This window comes from Ruegeria sp. R8_1, from assembly GCF_017743815.1.
In the GTDB taxonomy this organism is placed as follows: Bacteria; Pseudomonadota; Alphaproteobacteria; order Rhodobacterales; family Rhodobacteraceae; genus Ruegeria; species Ruegeria lacuscaerulensis_A.
Genome location: NZ_JAGHRL010000001.1, coordinates 18,356 through 43,673, shown reverse-complemented (window position 1 = coordinate 43,673; position 25,318 = coordinate 18,356). Strand labels below are relative to the sequence as shown.

Annotated in this window: 21 protein-coding genes; 13 read left to right on the top strand and 8 right to left on the bottom strand. The window is 59.1% G+C overall.

Going from position 1 to position 25,318, the window contains the following annotated elements; genetic code table 11:
* Positions 1-192: 192 nt before the first annotated feature.
* The gene (locus tag J7380_RS00215) at positions 193-582 is read left to right on the top strand and encodes a DUF3307 domain-containing protein (RefSeq protein WP_247742341.1); all 390 of its coding nucleotides are present in this window, start codon (positions 193-195) and stop codon (positions 580-582) included.
* On the opposite strand, the gene J7380_RS00210 is transcribed toward J7380_RS00215, so the two are convergent.
* The 7 genes from J7380_RS00210 to J7380_RS00180 form a co-directional block, all read right to left on the bottom strand.
* Positions 579-1,310 (bottom strand): hypothetical protein, encoded by a 732-nt coding sequence (locus J7380_RS00210; protein ID WP_209193965.1) that lies wholly within the window; start codon positions 1,308-1,310, stop codon positions 579-581. The two genes, J7380_RS00215 and J7380_RS00210, sit on opposite strands and share 4 nt — an antisense overlap.
* A 57-nt stretch (positions 1,311-1,367) precedes the next feature.
* Positions 1,368-2,672 (bottom strand): FAD-dependent oxidoreductase, encoded by a 1,305-nt coding sequence (locus J7380_RS00205; protein WP_209193964.1) that lies wholly within the window; start codon positions 2,670-2,672, stop codon positions 1,368-1,370.
* Positions 2,669-3,340, bottom strand: coding sequence for a TetR/AcrR family transcriptional regulator (locus tag J7380_RS00200; protein ID WP_209193963.1), 672 nt, complete (start codon positions 3,338-3,340; stop codon positions 2,669-2,671). Before J7380_RS00200 ends, J7380_RS00205 begins: the two co-directional genes overlap by 4 nt.
* On the bottom strand, positions 3,341-4,882 hold the full coding sequence (locus J7380_RS00195; RefSeq protein WP_209193962.1) for a trimethylamine methyltransferase family protein: 1,542 nt from the start codon (positions 4,880-4,882) through the stop codon (positions 3,341-3,343).
* Between the two features lie 2 nt (positions 4,883-4,884).
* Positions 4,885-7,287, bottom strand: a complete 2,403-nt coding sequence (locus J7380_RS00190) for an FAD-dependent oxidoreductase (RefSeq protein WP_209193961.1) — start codon at positions 7,285-7,287, stop codon at positions 4,885-4,887.
* A gap of 111 nt (positions 7,288-7,398) precedes the next feature.
* Positions 7,399-8,028, bottom strand: a complete 630-nt coding sequence (locus tag J7380_RS00185; RefSeq protein WP_170753601.1) for a glutathione S-transferase — start codon at positions 8,026-8,028, stop codon at positions 7,399-7,401.
* A gap of 11 nt (positions 8,029-8,039) precedes the next feature.
* Positions 8,040-8,570 (bottom strand): class I SAM-dependent methyltransferase, encoded by a 531-nt coding sequence (locus J7380_RS00180; RefSeq protein ID WP_170753598.1) that lies wholly within the window; start codon positions 8,568-8,570, stop codon positions 8,040-8,042.
* Between the two features lie 200 nt (positions 8,571-8,770).
* Between J7380_RS00180 and J7380_RS00175 the strand changes: the two genes are divergently transcribed.
* From J7380_RS00175 to J7380_RS00155, 5 genes are read left to right on the top strand one after another with little or no spacing between them, the layout of a single operon-like run.
* Complete coding sequence (locus tag J7380_RS00175; protein ID WP_209193960.1) at positions 8,771-10,543, top strand: ABC transporter ATP-binding protein; 1,773 nt, start codon at positions 8,771-8,773, stop codon at positions 10,541-10,543.
* A complete protein-coding gene (locus J7380_RS00170) occupies positions 10,536-12,446 on the top strand; it encodes an ABC transporter substrate-binding protein (RefSeq protein ID WP_209193959.1) in 1,911 nt (636 codons plus the stop codon). The genes J7380_RS00175 and J7380_RS00170 overlap by 8 nt, the downstream gene beginning before the upstream one ends.
* 13 nt (positions 12,447-12,459) lie before the next feature.
* Positions 12,460-13,488 carry an ABC transporter permease gene (locus J7380_RS00165; protein WP_209193958.1) on the top strand — a complete coding sequence of 343 codons (1,029 nt, stop codon included), beginning with the start codon at positions 12,460-12,462 and terminating at the stop codon, positions 13,486-13,488.
* A complete protein-coding gene (locus J7380_RS00160; RefSeq protein WP_209193957.1) occupies positions 13,485-14,639 on the top strand; it encodes an ABC transporter permease in 1,155 nt (384 codons plus the stop codon). The genes J7380_RS00165 and J7380_RS00160 overlap by 4 nt, the downstream gene beginning before the upstream one ends.
* Positions 14,636-15,991 carry a CoA transferase gene (locus tag J7380_RS00155; RefSeq protein WP_209193956.1) on the top strand — a complete coding sequence of 452 codons (1,356 nt, stop codon included), beginning with the start codon at positions 14,636-14,638 and terminating at the stop codon, positions 15,989-15,991. The genes J7380_RS00160 and J7380_RS00155 overlap by 4 nt, the downstream gene beginning before the upstream one ends.
* 88 nt (positions 15,992-16,079) lie before the next feature.
* Here J7380_RS00155 and J7380_RS00150 read toward each other — a convergent pair whose 3' ends face one another.
* A complete protein-coding gene (locus J7380_RS00150) occupies positions 16,080-18,455 on the bottom strand; it encodes a mechanosensitive ion channel domain-containing protein (RefSeq protein WP_209193955.1) in 2,376 nt (791 codons plus the stop codon).
* A 368-nt stretch (positions 18,456-18,823) separates the two neighbouring features.
* Here J7380_RS00150 and J7380_RS00145 point away from each other — a divergent pair, with 368 nt between their 5' ends.
* Genes J7380_RS00145 through J7380_RS00115 form a run of 7 tightly spaced genes read left to right on the top strand, consistent with a single transcriptional unit; the run spans position 18,824 to position 25,312 of the window.
* Entirely contained in the window at positions 18,824-20,038 is a 1,215-nt protein-coding gene (locus J7380_RS00145; protein ID WP_209193954.1) for a hypothetical protein, read from the top strand.
* On the top strand, positions 20,035-21,282 hold the full coding sequence (locus J7380_RS00140) for a glycosyltransferase (RefSeq protein ID WP_209193953.1): 1,248 nt from the start codon (positions 20,035-20,037) through the stop codon (positions 21,280-21,282). The genes J7380_RS00145 and J7380_RS00140 overlap by 4 nt, the downstream gene beginning before the upstream one ends.
* A complete protein-coding gene (locus J7380_RS00135; protein ID WP_209193952.1) occupies positions 21,282-22,358 on the top strand; it encodes a glycosyltransferase family 4 protein in 1,077 nt (358 codons plus the stop codon). The genes J7380_RS00140 and J7380_RS00135 overlap by 1 nt, the downstream gene beginning before the upstream one ends.
* Positions 22,355-22,939, top strand: a complete 585-nt coding sequence (locus tag J7380_RS00130; RefSeq protein WP_209193951.1) for a histidine phosphatase family protein — start codon at positions 22,355-22,357, stop codon at positions 22,937-22,939. The genes J7380_RS00135 and J7380_RS00130 overlap by 4 nt, the downstream gene beginning before the upstream one ends.
* Entirely contained in the window at positions 22,936-24,078 is a 1,143-nt protein-coding gene (locus tag J7380_RS00125; protein ID WP_209193950.1) for a glycosyltransferase, read from the top strand. The genes J7380_RS00130 and J7380_RS00125 overlap by 4 nt, the downstream gene beginning before the upstream one ends.
* Positions 24,075-24,839, top strand: coding sequence for a polysaccharide deacetylase family protein (locus J7380_RS00120; protein ID WP_209193949.1), 765 nt, complete (start codon positions 24,075-24,077; stop codon positions 24,837-24,839). Before J7380_RS00125 ends, J7380_RS00120 begins: the two co-directional genes overlap by 4 nt.
* Positions 24,836-25,312: a class I SAM-dependent methyltransferase gene (locus J7380_RS00115; protein WP_209193948.1), complete on the top strand. Its 477-nt coding sequence runs from the start codon at positions 24,836-24,838 to the stop codon at positions 25,310-25,312. Before J7380_RS00120 ends, J7380_RS00115 begins: the two co-directional genes overlap by 4 nt.
* The last annotated feature ends 6 nt before the right edge of the window (positions 25,313-25,318 follow it).

Sequence of the window (25,318 nt, the reverse complement as noted above, 5' to 3'; positions counted from 1 at the left end):
CCTGCTGCGGATCACTGACCCGATCTTGGCGACATTGTCGCAAATCCAATGGTTTGAATTTACCGCAATCGTGGCCAGCGACGCAAACAGTTTCCAATTTGATCAGATTTTCGCCGAATGTGAACAAGTTCATTTGCGCAACCACAAGTTACCGCCTAGTGTTTGTATCAGGACGATGTCGGGAGGATTCATTTGCATGCCAATTTAGGCGCAGTGTTTTTGATGCTCTGCTTATTGCAGATCAAACATATGTTTGCGGACTATTACCTCCAAACGCCGAAAATGCTGGCGGGACGCGGGGAATATTTTCATATGGGACGCGCACAACATGCGGCAGTGCATGTTGTGGGGTCCGTCATTGTTTTCCTACTATTTGGCTCGCCTTGGGCGTTTATTCTTATCATCGCCGCGCTGGAATGGATCGTGCATTTCAATATTGATTTCGCAAAGGCCAGCTATTCCGACAAAAAGCAACTAATGCCAACGCAAGCGGCCTTTTGGCGCGCGGCCGGGCTGGATCAGTGCCTGCACAATCTAACCTATGTCGCGATGGTCTGGGCCTGGGTGAAATTCGCAGCTTAGGCGACCTTACCCAAAGCACTCGGCCGGTAAGCTGACAGCCACATCTTGTCCAATGCATCTATTCGGTCGGTGTCAAACGCATCCGAATGCTCCCAATAGCGACCCGACGGCACGTAGTAACCCAGCTCTTTTTCACGCTGCAATGCCGCACTCATCCCATGCGTGCACGGAAGATCGACCGAACCAAGCGATGTCGAAGCGACCGAAGGATAGACCAGCCTGCTTTCCCCGTTGGAAAGCCGCACGATCCGACAACCCTGAGCAGCACCGAACAACCCAAGCCGAGCCGATTTTGCTTCAAGTGACCTAAGCGTAACGTCAGCACGCAAAGGATCGGCCGCCCCGGTTCCATAAAAATGTGTCTTTCCAGCGCTGGGATACACCATGTCACAGCCGAAATATGCCAGCACAGAGGGGCGCAGCGCAGCCAGTGCCCAGTACCCTGCGGTAAAGGCCATCGTGCCGCCCGCATAGACGAACCCACCATAGTCGTTTTGCAAAGGTACGTAGTCTGCGGCACCAACAATGGATTGGCTGCTAACCGTCGCGGCGGGTCTGTTCTCGACCGGGAAGTCCTCGGGGTGGATCAGTACATCCCAATCATTACGAATACGCCAGGCGTTGTTGATCGCCACTATGTGCGTAAATGGCGAACGCTCCCAATCTTTCGCTGCGACGGCAGACGGCGCGCTTCCAAGAATCAAAACTCGGGTCTGAGTATCGGTCATTTTGGGGTCCTGCCTTGTTGCAGTCCCCAGAAAGGTTAGAGCGTTTTGCGCGTCAAACTACCCCAAAACTGAAAAACTGCTTTCCTCGTTGATCGGGCGCTTCCGGGAATAGAACCCAACGTCGATCACGCGGTTGATATAGGGCAACGTAAACTGCAGCGGTTGGGCGTCATGATCAGCGCCACCTTCGACATAGTCTATCAGAGCAGCCATCATCTTGCCCGCAATCGGCGCATTCTTGTATTGGTTCCCGCTTGTGCCGCAGGCCATATAGAACCCCGGTAGGCTGGATTTGTCATAGATCGGAATCCAGTCGGTCGAGGCATCATACAAGTCCACCACTCCACGCGTTTTGGACGGGATACCAAGGCTGGGCACCCGTTGAGCATATCGCATTGCTTGCGTGGTCCACTGATCTGTGAAATCGCGGTTGTAGGTCACGTCATCTTCACACCACTGATGCGGGTCGCATTCAGGGTCTTCCGAGCCCACCAAAATATGGTTGCCATGCTCGGGGCGGCAATACAGCGCAATGTCGCTGTCCGAGACGATGGTGCCATCATTCTCAAAATCGAACCCTTCGGGCGCAGGCACATGCACGACCTCTTGCCGAAGAGGGCGCGTCTCGATGGTCATATCATCCAGCACCCCCGCCATACCGTTGATGATGGCCGAGCCCGGCCCGGCCACATTCACCACCACCTTGGCACGGATCTCCTCTCCCGAGGCCAGCTTGACCCCAGCCACGCGCCCGTCCTCTGTCAGGATTTCAACCACCTCGGCCCCTGTTCGCACCTCGGCGCCATGCTGTTTGGCGGCATCCATCAGGTTCTGCGCCGACAGGGCCGGGTCGGTCACATAACCCGCCTGCGGCCAGAACACCCCGCCCTGCATCTTGCGCCCGTTGGCCTGGCCGAATTCCGGATCGTCCATGCGTTTGGGCGGTGTGAAACTGTCCATGGAATAGACGGGCAGGCGTTCGGTGATCTTCTCGGGCGTCCATTCCTCGAACGGGCAATCCAGATCCGCGCTGTTGACCATGTGTTTTTCCAGCATTCCGTTGGCTTCGGTCTTCATGACCAAACACCCGGTTTCGCGGAACTGCGCCAGGTTGGCGTCTTCCGGCAACCCTAGATAGTCCGCCCAATCGCGCCAGTAGTGGTAGCCTTCCCACGCAAAGGCCGTGCCATCAAAGGTCGAATAGTGCATCCGGATGATCGCGCAGGAACCGGCGGTCGAGCCATGCCCAACCTGCGTATTTCTGTCCAGCGACAAGGTTTTCCACCCTGCCTTTGCCATCTCGAACGCGATGGCCGCGCCGATCACGCCGGTTCCGATGATGATTGCGTCTGGCTGGCTCATGCCGGGTCTCCTTTCCAATAGCGCCGGGAATAGGCGCTGAATTCCTCGATCTCTTCACGGCGAGGTTCGACCCCGGTGAAAACAAACAAATAGTGCGGTACCATGGCGATCCGCACAGACATGGGTTCATTCAGTTGCGCAAGATCGTAGCCGATCTGCATGTAATACAGTACGCGGGCTCGGGTCTCGGCCTCGACCTCGGGATAGCCATAGCGCACGAACATGGCGTGCAGCGCCTCAAGCCGCCGCGCATCCGACTGATCCAGCGCACGGCGCACCTTGCCCGATTTGCGCGCCCAGTCGCGGATGGCGAAATCCAGCGCGGTGTCGAACAGGTCGGTATTCACCACACAGCGATGCACATTGCACACCGCGCCCGTGATCGTGTCTGCCGGGGCCTCGGCCTGACGGATCAACCCGGCGGTGTTGGTCGCCTGCCAGCGTGCCAGCAAAGCGTCCAGCAGCTCTTGCCGCGATTTGAAATACCAATAGAACGAAGACCGCGACACCGCCATCCGCTCGGCCAGGTTCAGCACCTTGATCTGGTCGATCCCGTCCGAGATCAGAACGTCCATTGCCACGTTCAACCAGTCGTCGCGCGTGACCTTGATATTGCCGACCAGAGGCTCGGCCTCGGGGTCGTCGCGGTGCAGGATCGGCTTGCTCATTCAACTCTCGGGCGGCGCGCCGCCCTCCTCTGTGCGTCGGGCAATAAAGTCGTGCAGATCGCCCAGCCGATCCGAGTTCTGAACGGGGGATTCGAAATTGGCAAGGATGTCCTTCCAGACCCCGGTCGCGCGATGGTTGGCATCGACAGACCCGCGCTCGGTCCATGTGCCGAAATTGGCATAGTCGTGCAGATGGGGTTGGTAGAATTCGGTATTGTAACGCTCCATCGTCTGACTGGTGGCGAAGAAATGCCCACTTGGGTCGACCTCGCGCAGGGCACTATCGAACCCGATCTCGGACGCGCCAGCCTGCGCGCCATTGCACAGCTCGGCCACCATGTTCAGCACTTCCGCATCGCTCACGAGTTTTTCGTAGGATACCGTCAACCCGCCCTCAAGCCACCCGGCCGAGTGGATGATCACCGTCGCACCGGCCATCAGACAGCCCCAAAGACCGAACTGGTTTTCATTCGCAGCCTGCACATCGTTGATGTTCGAGGCCGACCCCGCAGCCGACCGCCACGGAAGGCCCAGATGCCGCGCCAACTGCCCCGCTGCCAAGGACGCCTGAAAATGCGAGGGCGTCCCAAAGGCAGGCGCGCCCGATTTCATGTCCACATTGCTGGTGAACGTCCCGTAACAGACCGGCGCGCCGGGATTGGCAAGCTGCGTCAGGGTCAGCGCGGCCAGCGCCTCGGCATGGGACAGAGTGATCGCGCCCGCCACGGTGATCGGAGCCATCGCGCCCATCAGGGTAAACGGCGTGATGATCGAGATCTGGCCGTGCCGCGCAAAGTCGATCAACCCTTGCGCCATCGGAATATCCAGTGTGCGCGGGCTGTTGGTGTTGATGATCGTATAACAATGCGCATCCGCGCGGAATGCATCATCCGACAGCCCCCGCGCGGCGGCCAGCATCTGAAAGCAATCCATCACCTGCGGTGTCCCGCGCGAGAACAAGAACGGGAACTTGTCCGTCAGCTCCATCTGCGCGCGGGTGGTGAAATAATGGCGCACGTTGGTCGGCACGTCCTGCGGTTCGACCAGGGGCGAGATCATCTGGAACACGTCGAAATGATGGGTGAGCTTCAGGAATTCCAGATAGTCGCGTCCCGATCCCGGCCGCCGCCCGCGTTCAAGGTCGGTGGCGTTGGGGGCCGCAGCACCAGGTTGAAAGACCAAAGATCCCAGTTCCAGCGTGAAATCCCGATGCCGCGCCCCTGCCCGGCAAGCGATGGATTTGGGGGCCGAGGCGACGGCGGCCTCGACCATATCCTTGCCGATAAACACCATCTCGGTGTCTTCATCGACCTTTGCCCCGGCCTTGGCGTACAGCCTGCGCGCTTCGGGCAGCAGTACCTTGATGCCAAGTTCCTGCAGCAACCGCATGGCCGAGGCATGCATGTCCTCGATCTGATCCGCCGAGAATACCTCCATCGGCGGAAACGGGTTTTTGAGCTGGCGGTAATTCACATCCCGTTTGGGTGCGGGGGCGGCCTCGGCCCCCCGTCCCCGCCTGCGCCTGCCGCGTTGCGTCTCCATGATCAGCCCCGCATCGCTTTGCCCTGCGGGTCATAAGGCGACGGCGAAACGATCCGTGCGGAACGTTCGACGCCGACCACATGCACTGACAATTCGGTCCCCGGCTCGGCCTTGTCCCGGTTGACCAGCGCCATTGCCAGCGATTTGCCGGTATAGTGGCCGTACCCGCCCGAGGTCACAAAGCCCACGCGTTCGCCGTCCGCCCAGATGGGCTCGTACCCGCTGGCGTCTGCGTCCAATGCGTCGACCTCCAGCGTGACCTGAACTTGCGCCGGTCCGTTGCCATCGCGTTCCGCCAAGGCAGCCTCTTTGCCGACAAAGGATTTATCCCAGTCAATCCAGCGATCCATTCCGGTCATCCCCGGCGTATAAAGCTGAGTGAATTCCGCCGACCAGATGCCAAAGCTCTTTTCAAGCCGCGTGGACAGCATCGCGTTGAAGCCACATTCGCGGATGCCTTCGTCGGCCCCGGCTTCCAGCAAAATCCGACGCAGTTTGATGTGATCTCCATAACGGCAGTTGATCTCGTATCCTTTCTCGCCTGTTACCGACATTCGGGCCACACGGGCGCGGACCAGACCGATATCGAACTCGCCGCAGCCCATGAATTTCAGACCCGAGATATCCTGCTCGGCCAGCTTCTCGACCACCGCCTGCGATTTCGGGCCAACCACGGCGAAGCCGCAATATTCTTCGCCCAGATCGCGGACCGAGACACCGTCAATCATGTGGTCATCGAACCACCGCATGTGCCAGGCGCGCAGGTAATAGCTGCCCATGATCCACCACGTCCCGTCGCCCCAGTTCAGCACGGTCAGGTCACCCTTCAGCCGCCCGTTCTCACCCAGCATCGGGGCCAGCTTGGCACGCCCCGGCGCAGGCAGTTTCGAGGCCATCACCCTGTCCAGCCAAACCTGCGCGTTAGGACCGCTGACTTCGAACCGCGAGAAGCCGGTAATATCCATCAAACCGACACCCTCGCGGATCACCTTGCACTCCTCAGCCACGATGTCATGCGCGTTTGACCGTTTCAGCGTTGGTGTTTCCTCGAACCCTTTCGGCGCAAAATAGAGCGGCACCTCCAGATCCCAGCTGACGCCCCATTTACACCCAGCCTCGGTCATCGCATCATGCGCCGGGGCCATTTTCAGAGGACGCCCCGCAGGCAGTTGCTCGTTCGGATAGGTCATCACGAAGCGGCGGGAATAGAACTGCCCCGTGGTCTCACGGATGTAACGCTTATTCTGAGCAAAATCCCCGAACCGCGCCACATCCATCGGCCACGCATCCGCCTCAGGCTCGCCATGGATCATCCACTCGGCCAGCGTCTTGCCAACGCCGCCGCCCTGCAGGAACCCGGCCATCACCGCACAGGCTGACCAATAACCACGTTTGCCCGGCACCGGCCCGACCAGAGGGTTGCCATCTGGCGCAAAGGTAAACGCGCCGTTCACCCATGTCTTGATGCCAACATTCTGGATCGAGGGGTAGCGTTCGAAACCCAGCGTCAGCTCATTTTCAATCCGGTCCAGCTGTTCTTGAAACAGTTCCTCGCCGTAGTTCCAAGGCGCGCCGTCCATGGCCCAGTGTTCGTGCTCGACCTCGTAGATACCGACAAGAACACCCTTCTGATCCTGCCGCATATAGGTGAAGCCTTCTAGGTCCACGGTCATCGGCATCTCAAAATCCGCTTGCGCGACCTCGGGCACCGTGTCGGTGATCAGGTAGTGGTGTTTCAGCGGCGAGACCGGCAATTCAACCCCAGCCATGCGCCCGACCTGTTTGGCCCACAGACCCGCTGCGTTGACCACATGCTCGCAGGTGATCGTGCCCTTGTCGGTCACAACCTCCCACCCATCGGCCGTCTGCGTCAGGCTCTCGACCTTGGTTTCCTCATAGTATTCCGCACCGCGCTTTTTCGCCGCCGTCGCGTAGGCCTGAACCGTACCGGTCGTGTCGATATAGCCTTCGCGATCTGCCCACATCGCGCCCAAGACGCCATCGGTGGACATGATCGGGCAGCGTTTTTGCGCCTCTTCCGGCGACAGCAATTCGCAATCATCAATTCCGATCGACTGGAAGATGCGGTAGTTGGCCTGCAACCACTCCCACCGTTCGGGCGTACCCGCCAAGGTCAGACCACCCGTCATGTGCAGGCCGATATTCTGACCGGACTCTTTCTCGATCTCACTCAGCAGGTCGATCGTGTAGGCCTGCAACGCCGCCATGTTGGGATCGGCGTTCAACGCATGGATACCGCCCGCCGCATGCCACGACGACCCCGAGGCCAACCGCCGCCGTTCCAGCATCACCACATCCGACCAGCCGAACTTGGCCAGATGATACAAAACCGAAGCGCCTACGACCCCGCCTCCGATAACCACAACGCGATACTGAGACTTCATCCCGCTCTCCCCTGCATGACTTAAACGGGACGCTAGACGCACTGTTCACTTCTGTCTAGACATTTATGTACAGTTCGTGACGACGAATTGTGTTGATTGAATTCAACGAAATTAAAGTTGGGCGCTGGCGCGCGCTGCGACCTTATCGAACCATGCCTGAGTCGCTTTGTTTTCTTGCGGAATCCGCATTTTTATGACGCGGGCAAAATCTACAAATACAAAGGCCGAGATATCAGCCAGGGTAAACTCCGGGCCTGCGACATAGGCACTTTCCGCTAAGCGCCCTTCGAGCATGTCGAGGAATCGCCTCACCCTTTCGATCCCGCGCTGGGCCAATTCCGGGATTTGCGCATAATTCGCCGGGCCGGGAATCGCGCGACCTTCGAAAACAGGATGGGTATTGCGCAGCGCCTCGGCAACCGGCGCACCGCCTTGCTGCTCGACAATACTGTTCCACATCAGAACCAACCCCTTTTCGTCAGAGGTACGCCCCATCAGTGGCGGCTCGGGGAAGCGAGCTTCGAGGTATGCCGCGATGCCAAGGTTTTCGGTCAACGCGGTCCCCTCATCTGTGACCAGTACGGGGATAGTGCCATTCGGATTGACCGCAAGGAATTCGTTGCTCAACTGCTCGCCTTTGGCGATCGAGATGTCACGCGTTTCAATTTCAAGCCCTTTTTCAGCTATGAACATCCGCGCACGGCGCGGATTAGGTGCGGTCGAGCAATCATAAAACAGCATTGGCATCCCCTTCAGCGGCGATAGACGAAACAGCGCCCCGCGACGGCCCCGTCGGGCAAAGGCAACTCGGTCAATCCGTCAAAATACATGCGGTCACTAGACACCATCAGTCCGCCCTCGGCCAGCAACGGCTCGATCAGAGGGGATACAAACCGTGCAAAAGCGTCGTTCTTTTCGCGGTTATGCCCGCCAAGGTCAGCATGAATCAGGCTGGCGGTTGCGCCAAAACGGTCCAGCGATGCCGGCAACGTCTCGCGGACATCTCCCAGAATCACCAGATCGTCCGGAGGCGTCGAGTCCGGGTGTGACGCGACCGCGCGTTCGAACACATAGACCGGTCGGTTCCGCACATACTGCACCATGTGATGATAGGTGCGACCATTGCCCAACCCCAATTCGAACACCGGTCCCGGCATGTCCTGGGTCTGGTCAATGGCAAAGTCCAGACAAGCCCTTTGCGAGACCATACGGTCGATAAACAGATCAAGACGACTTTGGGGATCGGACACTGGGAAATCTCTCCTTGATAGTTGCCGACGCATAACAAGGCAACGACACCACCTGTGATGACAAATCATCAAGGGTTTGTGTAGGCAATTTCGCCGCAGTTTCATATTTCCGCGACATTTCAACACAAGAACGGGTTTGACTAAACAGGGGCAACCGCGCGAAACTGCGTCAAAAAACACGGGGAGTTGATCAAGCCTATGCCGAGTGACGGCCGAACGGGTGGAAAACCCGCATGACTGCGTTGTTGTCTGTCAGGGATCTTAGCATCGGGTTCGGTGCTAGTGAGGCCGTTGTTCAAGGTGTCAGTTTTGACGTCGAGGCCGGGCAGACTTTGGCACTGGTGGGCGAGTCCGGCTCTGGCAAAACCATCTCGTGCCGCGCAGCACTTCGGATTCTTCCACGCACGGCGCAAATTCGCAGTGGAACCATTACTCTTAATGATTCCAAAGGCTTGGAAGACCTAACGGCAATCAGTGAACGCCAGATGCGCGGCATTCGCGGCAATCGGGTCTCGATGATCTTTCAGGAACCGATGCGGTCGCTGTCGCCGCTGCACAAGATCGGCAATCAGGTCAGCGAAGTTCTGTGGTTGCATCGCGGCGCATCCGAGGCGCAAGCCCGCAAAGAGGTTCTGACCCAATTCGAACGCGTGGGATTCCCCGACCCGCAGCGCGCCTATGATTCTTATCCGTTCGAGCTGTCCGGCGGGATGCGGCAACGCGCGATGATCGCGATGGCGATGGTCGCCAAGCCAGAGCTGTTGATCGCAGATGAGCCGACCACCGCGTTGGACGTGACCACTCAGGCGCAGGTGCTGGGGCTAATCAAGGAGCTGCAGCGCGAGACGGGCATGGCGCTTATTCTTGTGACACACGATCTGGGCGTGGTGGCGAACATGGCCGAACAAGTGGTCGTCATGCACAAAGGCCGCGTCATGGAATCCGGCGCTGCTGCGCCAATTCTGACCGCGCCAGCGCATCCATACACGCAGCAATTGTTCGACGCCGCGCCCGCGATTCCTGACAAGGACGCAGTTGGGTTGCCCATGCCCCATGAGGACCTGATCCTTCAAATGAAGGATGTGTCCAAAACCTATACGATGCGCTCCAGCAAGGGGTGGCAGGGCGACCGCATGATCCATGCCTGCAGGGGGGTCGATCTGAACTTGGCGCGCGGCAAGACACTGGCCGTCGTCGGTGAAAGCGGATCAGGCAAAACCACCGCTGCCCGCATCGCGCTAGGGGCCGAGCCCCCGGATCCGGGCGGCGAGGTATTGTTTCGCACTGCACCGCACGATGATCCGATCACGGTCCACAAAATGACCCGCGCCCAGCGCACATCCTTTCAGCGCAAGGCTCAGATGGTGTTTCAAGACCCCTACAGCTCACTCAGCCCGCGCATGCGCATTCAGGACGCCATGACCGAGCCGCTTGAGATTCACAATATCGGCTCACCAGCTGAACAACGTGACAAAGCGGCAGACATGTTGAAACGCGTTGGTCTGAATGCCGACATGCTAAAGCGCTACCCGCACGCGTTCTCGGGCGGCCAGAGACAGCGTCTGTCGATCGCACGGGCAATGATGCTGGACCCACAGCTGATTGTCTGCGACGAGCCGACCTCGGCATTGGACGTTTCTGTACAAGAGCAGATCCTGACCTTGCTGGAAAACCTGCAGGATAGCCTGAACCTGTCTTACTTCTTTATTTCTCACGACCTTGCCGTCGTGGCCCGCATTGCCGACGAAGTTGCGGTGATGCGCCGGGGTCTTGTGGTGGAACAAGCGCCGCCCGAGACCCTGTTCTACAACCCGCACCACCCATACACAAAGGCGTTGATCGCTGCTCAACCGGAACCCGACATCAACCGGCCCATTGACCTGAATTTGGTTGCTTTGGGCGCCGGTTCCCCCGACAGTTGGGAAGACGCCTTCCGATTTACGGACTCCGTGATACCTTCTTTGGTAGAGATGGAGCCCGGCCATAAGGTACGATGCCATGTTTAAGACCACTCGCCCCCTGATCCTGGCAGCCGCCCTGTCTGCGCTTTGGTTTCCGCCCGCCACGGCCGAGACACCCACCCCGCAGGAAAGCGCTTTCTGGCAAGCCGAAGTGGCTGCCGGAAACCTCCCCCCTGTGCAAGAACGCCTACCCGCCGAACCACTGATCGTCGATCTGAACGCCAAGGGGCGTGAATTCGGCACTCCGGGAGGAACCCTGCGAACCATGGTTACCCGTTCGAAGGACATCCGGCAGATGGTCGTCTACGGCTACGCCCGGTTGGTGGGCTTTGATGAGAACTACGAAATCGTACCCGATCTGCTGGAATCCTTTGACACTGAAGACAACCGGAAATTCACTCTGAACCTACGCGAAGGCCACAAATGGTCGGATGGATCCCCCTTCACCTCCGAGGATTTCCGGTATTGGTGGGAGGACGTGGCAAACAATGAATTGCTCAGCCCGTCGGGACCACCGGATTTTCTGATCGTCGAAGGCAAAACCCCGACCGTCACCTTCCCGGATGAAACGACCGTTGTTTTTGAATGGGAAGACCCAAACCCGGATTTCCTGCAGTCGCTTGCTCAGGCCCGCCCGCCGTTTATCTACCGCCCATCTGAGTTTTTGAAACAATATCACGAGAAGTTCGCAGATGCGGAGGAGCTGGCCTTTAACGTCGAGGACGCCCGCGTCAAAAGCTGGGCTGCACTGCACAACAAACTCGACAACCTCTATAAGTTTGACAATCACGAGTTGCCGACGCTGCAACCCTGGCTGAACGCTAGCTCAGGTAAAAAGATCCGGCACAATTTCGTGCGCAATCCTTACTACCACCGCATCGACAGCAGGGGCGTCCAACTGCCCTATATCGACGTGGTCGAGATGGAGATCGTGGCCCCCGGTCTGGTTGCCGCAAAAACCAACGCGGGCGAGACCGATCTTCAAGGTCGCGGGCTGGCGTTCCGGGATGCGTCGATCCTGAAAAAAGGTGAAGCCGGCGGGGACTACAAGACACTGCTTTGGAAAACTGGTGTTGCGTCCCAGATCGCGATTTATCCCAACTTGAACTATGCCGATGAAGGCTGGCGTGATGTACTGCGTGACGTGCGCGTGCGGCGCGCGCTTTCGCTGGCCATCGACCGCAAGACGATAAATCAGGCGCTATATTTCAAACTGGCTCAGCCGGGCGCGATGTCGGTCCTGCCGGCCTCTCCTTTCTACAACGAAGAAAACGCCAAGGCCTGGGCGCAGTATGATATCGACAAGGCCAACGCATTGCTGGATGAAGCCGGGCTGACCCAACGCGACAAGAACGGTGTTCGCCTTCTGCCTGACGGTCGCCCGATGGAGCTGATCATCGAAACCGCAGGCGAGCGTCAGGAAGTCGAGAATGCCCTGCAGATCGTGACAGATACATGGCGTGAGATTGGTGTTGATCTGGTAATGCGCCCACTGGACCGCGACATCCTGCGCAACCGGGTTTTTGCGGGCAACACCATGGCCTCGGTCTGGTTCGGCTGGGATGACGGCATTCCGCAAGCCCACACATCACCTGCCTATCTGGCCCCAACGGATCAGGTGTTTCTGGCTTGGCCGAAATGGGGTCAATATTATCAAACCGGCGGTGATGTAGGGGAAGCCCCTGATATGCCTGAAGCCGCACGGCTGATGGAACTGGCTCATGACTGGGAAATCGCGACCACGGATGATGAGCGCAAAGCCGTCTGGACCGAGATGCTGAAGATCCACGCTGACCAGCTTTATGCGATTGGTATCCTGAATGGTGCCCCACAACCCGTCGTAGTATCGAACCGTCTGCGCAACGTACCCGAACAGGCCATGTGGGCATGGGAACCCGGCGCGCATTTTGGCATTCACCGACCCGACGAGTTCTTCTTCGCCGACTGACAGGAGCAGCTAAATGGTAATGCTGCGCTACGTGGTGTATCGCTTTTTCACGATGCTGCTGACGCTGCTTGTTGTGTCAGTGCTGATCTTCGTGATCATCAACCTGCCGCCCGGAGACTATCTCAGCAACCAGATCGCAGAACTTCAGGCATCGGGTCAGTCTGCTGGTGTAGCCAAGGCGGAATTTCTACGCACAGAATACGCTCTGGACCGTCCGATGTGGGAACAATACCTGATCTGGATGGGGTTCTGGCCCGGACCACATGGGTTTGAAGGTCTGATACAAGGCAACTACGGCTGGTCCTTCGAGTTCGATCGTCCCGTAGCCGAGATCGTGGGCGACACCCTATGGCTGACCGTCGTGGTGAACCTTGCCGCGATCTTGTTTGTTTATGCCGTCGCCCTGCCGCTGGGCGTGCTAGCGGCGGCGCGGTCACGGACCTGGATCGACTATACCTCGGCTTTCGTAGGGTATCTGGGCCTGGCCACCCCGAACTTCCTGCTGGCCCTGATCCTGTTCTACTACGGCCACCAGTATTTCAACCTACCCATCGGGGGTTTGATGGATCCGGTCTACGAAGGGCAGCCGATGAGCTGGGACAAGCTAAAATCCATCCTGCTCCACCTGATTGTTCCAACCTTCGTGATCGGCACCTCGGGGGCATCCGCGATGATGCAGCGGCTACGCGCGAACATGCTGGACGAGCTGGGCAAACCCTATGTGGAAACCGCCATCGCGAAGGGTATGGCTCCGTCGCGGATGTTGACCAAGTATCCCCTGCGCGTGGCCTTCAACCCGTTTGTGGCCGATATCGGCAACCTGCTGCCCTCTATGGTATCGGGGTCGGTTCTGGTCTCGGTGGTGCTGGGGCTGCAAACAATCGGCCCAACCTTGCTCACCGCGCTGAAGACACAGGATCAGTTCCTGTCAGCCTTCATCCTGATGTTTGTGGCCCTGCTGACGCTGATTGGGACCATGATCTCAGACATCTTGCTGGTCATGCTGGACCCGCGTATCCGGTATGAGGGGCGCGAAGCATGAGCAAACGATCCGACGGTCGCTATGTCGACGACGCCCCCTTCGATCCCGAAGCCGCCCTGCAACAGCTTGAGCGCGCCGATCTGGACGCCCCCAACTGGCTGCTGGTCTGGCGCAAATTCCGCACCCACAAACTGGGCTTGCTTTCGGGCATCTTCCTGCTGCTGTGCTACCTGATGCTGCCCTTTGCCGGGTTCATTGCCCCCTATGGTGCGAATGAACGCAATGACGAGCATCTTTATGCCCCGCCCCAAAGCATCAACTGGTTCCACGAAGGCGAATTCGTCGGTCCGTTTGTCTACCCGACAGTGATCGAGGCCGATCTTGAGACCTTCCAGTGGAAAGCCGTGACCGACACCAGCGATCCGCGCCCGCTCCAGTTCTTCTGTGAAGGGGCGGAGTACAGGCTGGCGGGGCTGATCAAGTCGGACACGCATTTGTTTTGTGCGCCCGAAGGGGCAACGCTGTTCCTGTGGGGGTCCGACCGTCTGGGTCGGGATGTCTTCAGCCGCATTCTCTATGGCGCGCAACTGTCGCTGACCGTGGGCCTGATCGGTATCTCGGTGTCGTTCTTCCTGGGCATCCTGTTCGGGTCGATGGCGGGCTATTTCGGCGGCAAGATCGACTGGGTCATCAACCGTGTTATCGAGATTCTGCGGTCACTGCCCGAACTGCCGTTGTGGCTGGCTTTGTCCGCGGCGGTGCCCTCGAATTGGAGCCCAGTGGCTGTGTTCTTCATCATCTCGATCATCCTCGGGATATTAGACTGGCCTGGCCTGGCGCGATCCGTGCGCGCCAAGTTCCTGTCGCTGCGTGAAGAAGAATACGTACGCGCTGCCGAGATGATGGGCGCAAGTTCGGGCCGCGTGATCCGCAAGCACCTGCTGCCGAACTTCATGTCCCACCTCATCGCTTCGGCCACCCTGTCGATCCCTGCAATGATCCTGGGAGAAACAGCGCTGTCTTTCCTGGGCCTCGGCCTGCGGGCTCCGGCCGTCAGTTGGGGCGTGATGTTGAACGATGCCCAGAACCTCGCCTCGATCGAGATTTACCCGTGGACGGCAATCCCGATGCTGCCGATCATCGTGGTGGTGCTGGCCTTCAACTTCCTTGGCGACGGGCTGCGTGACAGTCTCGACCCCTATCAGCAATGACCCTGCTCTCAGCGCTTCCCGCTTCCGACAGCTACCGCGTGACCGGCAGCGGGGCGCGGCCCAGCGCTTTTGCCGTGTCCGAACTGGCCACCGCCAGTTTTGCCGCCGTGGGGCAAGAACTGGCCCGCTTGATCGTTGCCCTGAACCTTACGCCCAACGCCCCTGAGGTCACGGTTGATCACCGGCTGGCTTCCCTGTGGTACGGGTTTTCCTTCAAGCCCGAAGGGTGGGAGATGCCGAGCCTCTGGGATGCCATCGCCGGGGACTACCAAGCCGCCGACGGATGGATCAGGCTGCATACGAACCTGGCCCGCCACCGGCTGGCCGCCTTGAACGTGCTCAAGGTCGATGCGGACCGCGATGCCGTCGCGCAGGCAGTCAAGACATGGGCTATCGCCGATCTGGAAACCGCCATCGTGGCCGAGGGTGGCGCCACCGCCGCAATGCGCAGCAGGGCCGAATGGCTGGAACATCCCCAAGGCCGGGCGGTGTCGCGTGATCCGTTGATCGGCTGGCACAACCCCCGCCAGATCACGCTGCGCGACCGTCCAGAGGCCACGGCCAAACGGCCACTTCTGGGCCTGCGCGTTCTGGACCTGACCCGCGTTCTGGCTGGCCCCATTGCCACCCGCACTCTGGCCGCGCTCGGGGCCGAGGTTTTGCGCATTGATCCGCCCGGCTGGGACGAACCCGGCGTGATCCCGGATGTCTCGCTGGGCAAACACTGTGCCTATCTGGATCTAAAGTCACCCGCCGGAATTGAGACATTGCAGGAATTGCTGTCTGAGGCGGATGTGTTCGTCCACGGTTATCGCCCCGGTGCCCTGGATGCCCTGGGGCTGACACAAGCAAAACGGGACGAGCTTGCGCCCAACCGCATCGAAGTCACCTTGAATGCCTATGGCTGGCAGGGACCTTGGTCCAATCGGCGCGGTTTTGACAGCCTTGTGCAGATGAGCGCGGGCATCGCGGATGCCGGGCGCAGCTGGGCCAAAGCAGATAAACCAACGCCGCTGCCGGTTCAGGCGTTGGATCACGCGACTGGGTATTTGATGGCGGCCGCAGCGCTGTCGGCGTTGTCAGAGGCCGCCTTGGGCAATTCGATCATGCAAGCGCGCCTGTCTCTGGCCCGAACGGCCGAGTTGCTGACCGTGTTGGGTAAGACGGAAACGACAACGGACATCACTCAAGCTAAACCAACCGATTATGCGCAGGCCCCTGAGAAATCCGACTGGGGTGTCGGCCATCGCCTCAAGCCGGCCCTGCGCGTGGGTGACACCGAAATGATCTGGGCCCGGCCCGCATCCAAGCTGGGCACATCCGACCCCATTTGGCCTACGCTCGAAACCTAGCGCGCTCGCCGCGCGGCACGCGCGGCCCGGCCCAACGCTTTTGGATGCGTTTCATCAGAAACGCGGCCCAAAGGGGCGGGAGCGCGTCTTACCTGTCATCCCCTCCGCCGGGGCCGATATCGTCCAGATAGTCCTCGTCAATCGCGGCCTGCACAGCGCCCGTTACTGCCTCGCGCTGTTTCGGTGTCAGGTCTTCGGGTGCTTTCTCATCGGCCAGACGCACCGTCACTTCGCGGTGCGCAAACCGGATACCTTCGCGCGCGAACAGTTCGCGGATTTCCTGATAAACCTTCTTGCGCACCAGCCACTGATCGCCAGGCTTGGTCATAAACTTGACGCGGATGATCATCGCTGAATCCTGCATCTCGATCACACCCTGTGACTTGAGCGGTTGGATGAAATTGTCGCCGATAACCGGATCGCTCAGCAATTGCTGTCCCAACTTCTTGATCAGCTTGCGCACCTTCTCGACATCGGTGTCATAGGTCACCCGCAAGGGCAGCTTCATAATCACCCAGTCACGAGAATAGTTCGTCAGCACTTTGATCTCGCCAAATGGAATGGTGTTCAGCGCACCCAAGTGGTGGCGCAACTGGAACGACCGGACCGAGATTTTCTCGACCGTGCCCTTCACATCGCCAATGTCGATATATTCCCCTTTGCGGAACGCATCATCCATCAGGAAGAATGCCCCCGAAAAGATATCCCGCACAAGGGTCTGAGAGCCGAACCCCACGGCCAGACCAACGACACCCGCGCCAGCAAATAGCGGGCTGACATTTATGCCCAGCTCCATCAGTGCGATCAGGACAATGGTGACAACGACCACAGCCAAAATGGCCCCCCGGAACAGGGGTAGCAAGGTGGCAAGGCGGCTCTGCCCACCTTCACCGCCTTCATCCCCCAACTCGGCCTCGGCCCCGCCATCGTCAATCTCTTCTGCGATCTTCGTGTCGATCCAGATGCGGAAGAAATGGAACAGGATATAGCCGATGAACATGATGACCATCACATCCAGGAACCGTTCGATGGGCAGCTCCTCGCTCCAGCTGGCATCCGGGTTCCAAATGACAACCAGCGCATAAAGGCCCACCACAAAGGCCAGGATACCCGCAACACGGCGGGCCAGATCTTCGTACGTCACGATGGAATGCGCGCGTTTTTCGGCCAGAGGTGTCTCTATAACCTCCTCCACTGGGCTGACCTCACCCTCGGCGTTCATTTCTTCTATCTGACGGTTTCGGTCAAAATACCGCTCGAGCAGATAGTTCATTGCGCCATAAGCAATCACGACCGACATGAAGATGGCATAGCTGCTGGCAACGATGGGGATCGAGTTTTCATTCTCCAGCACCAGATCAACTGCCAGTTTGAACCAGCTGAAAACGATATACAGGATCAAAACTGGCGCCCACGCCAACGAGATAAAGCGCAGTATCCATGACACTTGTTCTTTGGCTCGCCCGCCCCGGATGGCATTGGAAATTGCGCGGCCGTTGAACAGGATCATCAGAACATTGCCGAACGCGCCCAGCATAGTCAGGCCGCCATAGACCATTGCATAGACGTTGTAGTTCAACCCGAAATCCGCGACCCAGGTCGAGAACATTACGACCGAGATATCATAGGTCGCAATCGCCGAAGCCCAGATGTAAAGCCGCTTGGCGTCCCGGTCAGAAAAGGGCGGCAGCCGATACTGGCTGAGATAAGGTGACAGTACCATGCGCCAAAGATCAGATACCGTGCGCGACAGGAAGAAGGCCGCGAAAATCGCGGTTACCGTGAACTGGATCGAGATGTCCTCAGCCTCGCCAAAGAACAGGAACCCGACGATCAGGGCCATCAGCATGGCAAAGATCGTGCCCCCGATCCCCATAAGGAAGCGGAACACCAGAAACGGCATTTTTTCGCGATAACCTTGCGGGTTTTCCTTGGACCGCGCGACGACAATCCCTTTGGCAATGCGCTTGCCGTAAATCTCGGTTGAGAGCCAACGCCCCAGCAGCAGGAACAGGATGTTCCAGAACAGCACCTCGACATAGGTCTGTATCCGACCATCGGGGCTGGTCTGACGCAGGACGTATTTGACCTCGAAGATCGAATAGGGAAGCGCCTCGAGCCGGGATTGCATCGACTCGCGGAACTTAGAGAACCTCTCCTGCGCTTTCATAAGTTGAGAGCCATCAGACATCGGGTCTGTAGGGCCCGCACCGTCAGCCGCTACTGTTTGTTGACCCGAAGACACGACTTTGCCCGCACTGTCGATAACGATGACACTGGCTCCGGCCTCGGTGGCCGACCGGATGGCAGTAGCCAGGTCGCCCTCTTCGGTCGTAGATGCCGCAGTATCAGAATTCGTTGTATAACCGGGTATAAGCGAGGTCTGCGCTGTGGCCCCGACTGCAAACACCAAAGTGGTCGCCCAGATCAACAGGGCAAGGATGGCACCAAATCTTGGTTTCATGGGGGATTCTATCCAGTTCGACATTTGCAACGCACAATACAAAAGCACGTTTGCGTGTTCAAATCATCAACCGCTTGTTTTCGGGAACGGTTTTTTACTGGGTGCGCGGTACAATGGGCACGTATCGACGGTTTTCAATCTGACAAAAACTGAATATGAGGAGCGCGGTGCGTTGCACCGCTTAGATGGTTGTATCTATTGGTGGAAAACACGGCGAACCACAGAAAGGATCTACAACATGTAGCCAAATCGCCATGTTTGTCGGTTTCGGCAGGTCAAAGCAGCGTTTTTTACAAGCAGCCGAAAAACAAATACGATAGACGTGCAAGCGCGCGGAGTTGCACTCAGACACTAATACGGGCGAAAGAATGAGCCTAGGAAAACAAAACGACAAAACCGGCCGTGCGCCTCGCATCCTGTTCTACAGCCATGATACGTTCGGATTGGGGCATTTGCGCAGATCCCGTGCTTTGGCAGCTGCAATAACTCAGGCTGATCCTTCGGCTTCGGCGTTGATCTTGACCGGGTCTCCAGTTGCAGGCCGCTTCACCTTTCCCCGTCGCGTCGATCACGTACGCCTGCCGGGGGTGACCAAGCGCGCCGACGGGTCTTATGCCTCGCAGACGATGGGGATGGGGATTGAAGACGTGACGGAGTTGCGCTCGGGCCTTATCCAAACTGCCGTTCAGCAATTCGATCCTGATGTTCTGATCGTTGACAAAGAACCCACCGGATTTCGCGGGGAACTATTGCCAACGCTGGACTGCCTTGTGAAAACCAAACGAACCCAGATCGTCCTAGGCTTGCGTGACGTGTTAGACGAGCCCGAAGTGCTGGCCGCTGAATGGGACCGAAAAGAAGCCCTGGATGCCACCGAGACCTATTATGATGAGATTTGGGTCTATGGGTTGCGGTCGATCTATGATCCAACACAGGGGTTGCCTCTTAGCCCTGCCACCCAAGCGCGTATGCACTGGACCGGATATTTGCGCCGCGATCTGGGACCGGTCGCAGAACCGCCCGAACAGCCTTACATCCTGATCACGCCCGGCGGCGGTGGCGATGGCAAGGCGATGGTGAACCTTGTGTTGTCCGCCTACGAGCACGACCCGACGCTTTCGCCTCGGGCTATTCTGGTTTACGGCCCCTTCCTGTCAGGAGAACTGCGCGAAGAGTTTGAAACGCGCGTCGCAGCACTGAATGGTCGCGTAACAGCCGTCGGATTTGAATCCCAGATCGAAACCCTGTTTGCCGGTGCGGCGGGTGTGGTCTGTATGGGCGGCTACAACACGTTTTGCGAGGTGTTGTCATTTGACAAGCGTGCCGTGATCGTGCCCCGCACCACGCCCCGGCTGGAACAATGGATCCGGGCCTCGCGCGCCGAAGAACTGGGCCTTGTTCGAATGCTCGACGAAAGCCGCGATGGGTTGACGACCGATGCGATGATCAATGCCATCCGAGCATTGCCCAATCAGTCCCTTCCATCCGAGGTCATCTGCGATGGGCTGCTGGACGGTCTGGACTATGTCACAAGCCGAGTACACGCCTTGCTGACCGGAGAGCAGGAACGGGCCACCGGATGAGCCTTAAACAACCGAAACTGGCGGTGCTGGTCAAAGGATGGCCGCGCCTGTCGGAAACGTTTATCGCGCAAGAATTGGTGGCATTGCAGGATGCAGGCCACCGGTTTGACATCTGGTCGCTTCGCCATCCTACTGACGTCAAACGTCATCCCTTGCACGACAGGTTCACAGGGCAGGTCCATTACCTGCCCGAATACCTGTATCAGGAACCCCAGCGCGTTTGGGCCGCCCGCGCTGCTGCACACGCCATGCCCGGCTATGGCGAAGCATACCGAACCTGGCGCGCTGATCTGCGCCGCGACCCCACACATAACCGCATCAGACGCTTTGGGCAGGCATGCGTTCTGGCCGCAGAACTGCCGAAGGATACGCGTGTCCTGTATGCGCATTTTATGCACACCCCGTCTTCGGTCGCGCGTTATGCCGCCATCATGCGGGGACTACCGTGGAGCTTTTCCGCCCATGCCAAAGATATCTGGACCTCGCCCGAATGGGAAAAGGCCGAGAAACTGCACGCTGAAACGCATGGTGCAGCTTTTGGCGCCACATGCACCGCCGTTGGCGCAGACCATCTGCGCAGCCTTGCTGATGACCCCGCGCGCGTTGATCTGATCTATCACGGGTTGGACCTGAGCCGTTTTCCGTCTCCTCCGAAACGTACCCCACGCGCACCCGATGCACCCTTCCACATGCTCTCCGTAGGGCGTCTGGTCGAGAAAAAGGGCTTTGACCGGCTGCTCGACGCTTTCGCCTTATTACCCACAACCCTGGACTGGCACTGGACCCATATCGGCGGCGGTGCTTTGGGGAACCCGCTGCGCACCCTCGCACAAGATTTAAGGATCGCGGACCGCCTGTCTTGGAAAGGCGCGTGCGACCAACCCGAGGTGATCGCCGCCATGCGCGAGGCGGACCTGTTTGTCCTGCCCAGCCGCATTGCCACGGACGGAGATCGCGACGGGTTGCCCAATGTGCTGATGGAGGCTGCGTCTCAGCGGCTGCCGATCCTGTCGACCCCGGTCTCGGCCATTCCCGAATTCATCGAAACTGGAACCCATGGTGTGCTGTCCAGTGATGACCCCACCGCGCTGGCGGCGGCCATTTCCAGCATGGCAGCCGACCCTGAATCAACTGAAAACATGGCGAAAGCGGCCTATGACAGATTGATCGCAGACTTCCGTATGGACCCCGGAATCGCGCTGTTGTCCAAACGTCTGACCGCTCTGGGGGCGGACCGGGGCTGATGGCGCGGGTTGCGTTCTACGCTCCGATGAAATCCCCGGACAGCCCGGTGCCGTCCGGCGATAGGGAAATGGCCCGGAACCTGATGACCGCAATCGCGGCGCAAGGTGATACGGTCGAGCTGGCCTCGTCCCTTCGCCTTTACGACAAAACCGGGGACACACGGGTTCAGACGCAGCTGCATGAAGCCGCGGAACGCGAAGCAGAGCGTCTTGTAACAGAATTGCCCACAGACACCGCGCTTTGGGTGACCTACCACAACTATTACAAGGCCCCCGATTTGCTGGGTCCACGTGTCAGCGCCGCCCGAGGAATTCCCTATGTTCAGTTGGAAAGCACGCGCGCGACCAGCCGCTTGACCGGCCCATGGGCGGGTTTCGCCAAAGCCGCACACAGTGCTTGCGACGCGGCCGACGTGATCTTTTACCACACCGCGAACGACCTCATTACCCTAGAGCGCGAAAGGTTCGGCTCGCAGAAACTGATCGAGCTGCCCCCGTTCCTGCCCGCAGAAGACTTGCCAGAGGCGTCTTCATGTGACGGACCGATGTTGACGGTCGCGATGATGCGCCACGGCGACAAGCTGGCTTCTTACGACATACTGGCCCAAACATTGGCGCATCTGGAAGGCCAATGGGCTTTGAACATTGTCGGCGATGGGCCTGCCAGACCCGAAGTTGAGGCCATGATGGCCCGGTTCGGGTCCAAAGTGCGCTTTCTGGGGCAACTTGACCGTGCTGCCGTTCAGATGTGCTATGACACCGCGTCGGTCCTGCTCTGGCCGGGCGTGAATGAGGCGTATGGGATGATCTACCTTGAGGCGCAGGCCAGCGGCATTCCAGTTGTTGCGCAGGATAGACCCGGCGTGCGGGATGTTTTGCTGCCCTCGACCTACCCCACGACCGAAAGAGGGCCAGCAGGGCTAGCGGCACATTTACAAAGCCTGCTGCGTGACCACACGCAGCGCCTGAAAACCGGAACCGAGGCGCGCGCCTACGTCGCTGCCCGTCACCTTTTGCCGAACGCAACCGAGACTTTTTGGAAAGCTGTCCGCCCCTTGATCGAGGGTCGGGGATGACGAGACTTGCGCTGCTCCGCCATGGTCATACTCCCTGGAACCGCGCCGGTCGGATTCAGGGACGCAGTGATATTCCGTTGGACGATGATGCCCGTCAGGATCTTGCGGGTTATGCCTTGCCCGAACCCTGGGATCAGGCCGAACTCTGGTCCAGCCCGCTGCAACGCGCAGTTGAAACAGCGCGTCTGGTCTCTGGGCGCACCCCAGGCACCCATGACGCTTTGACTGAGATGAACTGGGGCGAATGGGAAGGGTTGCGCGGGGTCGACCTGATCGCGGACCCTGACAGCGGTTATCGCCACATCGAGGACTGGAGCTGGCAGTTTCGCCCACCCGGCGGAGAAAGCCCCGCAGAGCTTTGGAACCGCGTGCGCCCCTGGCTTGACGGCTTACAGGCCGATACGGTGGCCGTCTGTCACATAGGCATCATGCGGGTCATTCTGGCCAGCGCATGGGGTTGGAATTTCGACGGGCCGCCCCCCTTTAAAATCAAGCGCAACAGACTGTATATCGTTGAAACACAACCTCTGCGCGCGTGGCCTGAGCCCGTGCGCCTGATCCGCTCGGAGCCCGCCGCATGAAAGTGATGATCGTGGTCACCCACCTGCTGGGCACCGGACATTTAAGTCGCTCCTTGACCCTTGGACGCGCTTTTGTGCAAGCGGGGCACGAAGTTCTGACCGTATCTGGTGGCATGCCTGCACCCCAACTGGACAGTTCTGGGATGTCTTTGCTGGGGCTGCCCCCACTGCGGTCAGACGGTACCAACTTTACGCGCCTGCTGACGCAATCAGGTGAGGTGGCAGATGCGGATTACATGTCCGCTCGTAGTGTTGCCCTGACCGAAGCTGTCAGAAGCTTCTCACCGGACGTACTGATCACCGAGTTGTACCCGTTCGGGCGCAGGTCGTTGTCGGCCGAGTTCACCGCCGCCTTGGACGCGGCCCGTGCGTTGCCCCGGCCTCCTGTCATCTTGGGATCGGTCCGAGACATTCTTGCGCCGCCCTCGAAGCCCTCCAAAGCTGAACGGACAGATCAGATCATATCCGAACACTACGACGGTGTCCTTGTGCATTCGGATCAAACTGTCATCCCGCTTGAGGTCAGCTGGCCGGTTTCCGAGCAACTTCAGAAGCGGTTGCACTATACCGGGTTCGTTGCGCCTGACGCGCCGACCGCACACCCACAGCGCACCGGTGAAGGTGAAATCCTTGTCAGTGCAGGCGGAGGGTCGGTTGGACAGCCGATCTTTCAGACAGCCATCGAGGCTGCCCGAAAGATGCCCAACAGGCGCTGGCGCCTGCTGGTCGGAGGCCAGGATGCCCAAGCGCGCATCAAACAGCTGACGCCTTTGGTCAGGGATGCGCCGGTTACGTTGGAACCGGTGAGGCCCGATTTTCGGCAAATGCTGCCCATCGCAGCCGCATCGGTCAGCATGTGCGGATACAACACCGCCCTGGATATTCTGCAGACCGGAACTCCGTCCGTGTTCGTCCCTTTCGACGACGGCAGCGAAGTTGAGCAGACGCTGCGCGCGCGAACACTGGCTGCCCTTCCAGCCATCGAAGTCATTCCAAGCCAAATGCTGGACGCAGAACTGCTGGCTCGGGCGATAGAAAGTGCGACATCGGGCCCTGAACGAACCGTTCCCGACCGTGGGGTTGACGGGGCTGCCAAAACCGTCGAGATCGCGAAGACGCTGTTGGAGGGCCGTATATGATACCCAACTGGCGCCCACTACAGGACGAATTGGCCGTGTGGGAACAGCAAAGACTGTCTTTGCCCTTATGGTGGCGTGACGATGATGCCATCGCGGCAACACCTCAGCTTGACCGACTGATCGCCCTTTCGGACACACTTGGGGTACCAGTTCACCTGGCTGTCATTCCAAAGACCTGCGACACAAGCCTTGTCGCCCGGGTCGACAGCAGCACTCTGATCCCCGTCGTGCATGGATGGGCGCATCTGAACCACGCGCCCAAGCAGGAAAAGAAATCCGAGTTTCGGATGCACCGGTCGATGCCAACGATCATTGGTGACGCACAGCAGGGGTTGGACCGGCTGCAAGACCTGTTCGGCGAGCGTTTGGCGCCCATGTTCGTACCGCCCTGGAACCGTATCGCGCCCGAGGTCGTCGCGGAACTGCCTGCACTGGGCTATCGCATTTTGTCCACGGCCACACCTCGGGCCACGCCCACCGCCGCGCCCGGGTTGCACCAGGTCAACACGCATCTTGATCCGATTGATTGGCGCGGCACACGAGGGCTTGTGTCGCCCGAGCGTCTGATTGACACGACAACCGCGTTATTGCGAGATCGGCGAGAAGGCCGCAGCGATAATTCCGAACCCTTCGGCATTCTGACCCACCACCTCGTGCATGATGACGCGATCTGGGCCTTTACCCACGACCTTTTGCACCTTCTTCTGGATGGACCCGGCGTTCCCTGGGTCGCGACCAACGAAATACGGAGACCCGAATGAGCCGACTGGATTCAATGCTGCGCCGCCTGACCGCCCAACGCGATGGGTTGAACTGGGCCGTAGAACAGATCGCGGATCACCCCGGAGATGTGCTGGACATGGGCCTGGGCAATGGCCGCACCTATGACCACCTGCGCGAGATCCTGTCCGACCGGCGTATCTGGGTGATGGACCGGGTGCTACAATGCCATCCCTCCAGCACTCCGCCGGCCGAGGATTTTCTGCAAGGCGAGGCCGAGCCCATGTTGGAAAAGCTGGCGCAAGGCGGCCCTAAAATTGCGTTGGCACATTATGATTTCGGGCGTGGCATCAAGGAAGACGATGTGGCCGAGGCAGCCCGCCTCAGCCCGCTAATCGCGCAGGTCATGCTGCCCGGAGGGCTATTGATATCGGGTCAGCCACTGGTTGGTTTCGACCAGATTGCCGGGCCGGAAACCATCGCCCCGGACCGGTATCTTTTCTACCGATCCTAGTTGGTA